The sequence below is a fragment of the Pseudomonadota bacterium genome (assembly GCA_030860485.1).
GTDB lineage: Bacteria > Pseudomonadota > Gammaproteobacteria > JACCXJ01 > JACCXJ01 > JACCXJ01.
Genome location: JALZID010000005.1, coordinates 1 through 2,580, shown reverse-complemented (window position 1 = coordinate 2,580; position 2,580 = coordinate 1). Strand labels below are relative to the sequence as shown.

Below are 2,580 nucleotides of genomic sequence, written 5' to 3'. Positions count from 1 at the left end.
GGCTCGAATGCCGGCGCGGCGAGCGGCTCGTCTTCTCGAACCTCGATATCGATCTCGAGGCCGGCGAGGTGTTGCAGATCTCGGGGCCGAACGGTTCCGGCAAGACCACGCTCTTGCGGGGCATCGCGGGTTTGACGCCGCCCACGGCCGGCGAGGTGCGCTGGTGCGGGCGGCGTATCGACGAGGGGCGCATCGAGTTCCTCCGCAACCTCGCCTATCTCGGCCATGCCGACGGCGTCAAGGCGGAGTTGACGGTGTGGGAAGACCTGGAGGTGGCACAGGCCCTGCGCGGCGGGGGCCTGGCGGCGGCCGATGCACTCGATCGCCGCCCGCGATCCACCCCAGGGGGAGGAGCACCTCAATGCGCGCGGGGTCGATACGTGTGCCCTGAACGAACCCCCCGAGTATGAGTTCGATCAGCGCGTGAACTGGTGAGCGCCTTCCCACTCCGAACCTTCGTGCCGGTCAAGGTGACTTGACCGGCACCGGCGGACTCGCGTCCGTGCAAAGGGCTACCGGCTTTGCGTCACCTTGAAGCCACGACAGCCACCCCGAACCCGGCCGGCGCCAGCCCAAACGCCCTCTTCCCGCCCCCGCGCGGACCACCCGCCCCGTCTGATCCAACAGCACTGTTGCAAAACCGCGTTGAATTTTCTATTCTTTATCCTTCGAACCACAGGCATCGGGATTATCTGCAGAACATAGTTGACACGGCGACGATGCGTGTATATACTCCTATCATGAATTCGGAAGGGAAGGGAGCCATGACCAAATGCCAACAAGTCGCACGGCAGTGTGCATGTTTCAACCTTCGCAAAGCGACCCGCGCCGTGACCCAGCTCTACGACGAGGTGCTGCGAGAGACAGGGATCCGCGTCACGCAGCTTACGGTACTGGTCGCCGCCTATCTGTCGGGAGAGATGCCCATCTCCCAGATGGCCGAGGTCTTGGTCATGGACCGGACAACGCTGACCCGCAACTTGAAGCCGCTGGAGGCCCAGGGACTGATCGCGATCCGTTCGGGTGCCGACCGCCGCCAGAAGCTGGTGACGCTGACCACTCGAGGGCGCGCAATGGTTTCCAAAGCCCTGCCGCTGTGGGAGCAGGCGCAACGTCGGATCATCGAGGGACTTGGGCAGGGTCGGTTCGACTCAATGCTGAAGGACCTGTCGCAGGCGGTGTCGTTAGCCCATACATAATGCGCCTTATTTTAGGCTAATATATGTGTATATGCACTAATGGCGAAGCGCACTCACCGACCGTCAACCTCGGTCCATGCGCGTAACGCGACAGCATTGACGGCGGATCTAACGCGTGCAGTTCTGAGGCACTTGGGTGTTAAACCGCACCGCACCCTTAAACAGGACCGTATTGAACCTTGGTGCGGCTGATTTTTAACCATATACGTGTATATACACTGTGATAGGAGAGTACTATGGCACGCAAATCGAGATTTGATGGGAAGACCATCGTCGTCACCGGCGCTTCCAGTGGCATCGGCCGCGCCTCGGCCTTGGCCTTCGCGCGTGAAGGCGCCACCACCGTCTTGGCCTCACGCTCGGAGGACAAGCTCAAGCAGGTCGCTGACGAAATTCGCACTTTCAATCCCCGGGTACTCGTAGTCCCGACCGATGTTTCCGTGCGTGAACAGATCCAACACCTCATCGATAAGACGGTGAAAGAGTTTGGACAGATCGATATCCTATTCAACAATGCCGGCAACGCTTACGTGGGGCCCATCGAGGGGGGTCGATTTGCCGATGACCTCAACGAGATGCTGGCGGTCTCCTTTTCCGGCGTTCTGTATGGCGCCCAGGCGGTATTGCCGATCATGAAGCGGCAGCGCGCCGGCCACATCGTGAATATGTCCTCGGTGGTCGGTCGCAAGGCCTTCCCGCGCTTCGGCGGGTACTCGATCGCCATGCACGCCATCAGCGCCTTCTCGGACGCGCTGCGGCAAGAGCTGCATGGCACTGGGATCGCTGTGACCACCGTGCACCCGGCCCTGACTCAAACTGCGATGCTCGATGAGGTCAATCCGGCCGACATGCCGCCTCCCTTCCGGGCGATGACCCCGCGCACGGCGGAGTTCGTGGCCGCCGGCATCCTGAACGCCGTGTACAGGCGGCAAGCGCGGGTCGTCTTGCCCGCCCCGCCGCGCATGCTGCTGCTGGGTGATGCCATCTCACCGTACCTTGGCGACTTGATCGTGCGGCTGCTGTCAAAGCCCGTTTTCTCGTACCTTATTGGTATGTATCGCGGCCGGCTCTACGAGCACCGTCCCGCACTCCGGGGGCCGGACGATGCGCCGCACGCGGGCCCAAGGCGGTCGGTACTCGGTGACCCAGAAGTCGAATGAGTTCCAATTCATCACATTCGCGGAGGAAACAACTATGTATCACATCAAAGCTTGGAAACGCGTTGAACAGGCCCTGACCGCCTGTGCCGAGCCCTTCGTCGCAGCGGGTCGAGAGCTCGTTTTAGGCAGACAAAACGACCACCCACTCTGCTCAGCACCGGTGAGGACCATCCCACGTCGAACCGCTGTGCTAGCCGTGAGGGTGGTGGACCGCCGAAACG

The 2,580-nt window shown here is 61.7% G+C and carries 3 protein-coding genes; all 3 read left to right on the top strand.

All coding sequences use genetic code 11. The annotated features are described in order from the left end of the window. On the top strand, positions 1-410 hold a 410-nt coding region (locus M3461_00130; GenBank protein MDQ3772897.1), incomplete at its 5' end, for an ATP-binding cassette domain-containing protein. Positions 411-764: 354 nt separating this feature from the next. Beyond that, a complete protein-coding gene (locus tag M3461_00125) occupies positions 765-1,199 on the top strand; it encodes a MarR family winged helix-turn-helix transcriptional regulator (protein MDQ3772896.1) in 435 nt (144 codons plus the stop codon). Positions 1,200-1,435: 236 nt separating this feature from the next. Then, positions 1,436-2,359: an SDR family oxidoreductase gene (locus M3461_00120; protein MDQ3772895.1), complete on the top strand. Its 924-nt coding sequence runs from the start codon at positions 1,436-1,438 to the stop codon at positions 2,357-2,359. Positions 2,360-2,580 lie beyond the last annotated feature (221 nt).

What these genes read in the sequence shown, in the direction of transcription:
- M3461_00120 (MDQ3772895.1), top strand. Translation starts at nt 1,436, where the DNA reads ATGGCACGCAAATCGAGATTTGATGGGAAGACCATCGTCGTCACCGGC.
- M3461_00125 (MDQ3772896.1), top strand. Translation starts at nt 765, where the DNA reads ATGACCAAATGCCAACAAGTCGCACGGCAGTGTGCATGTTTCAACCTT.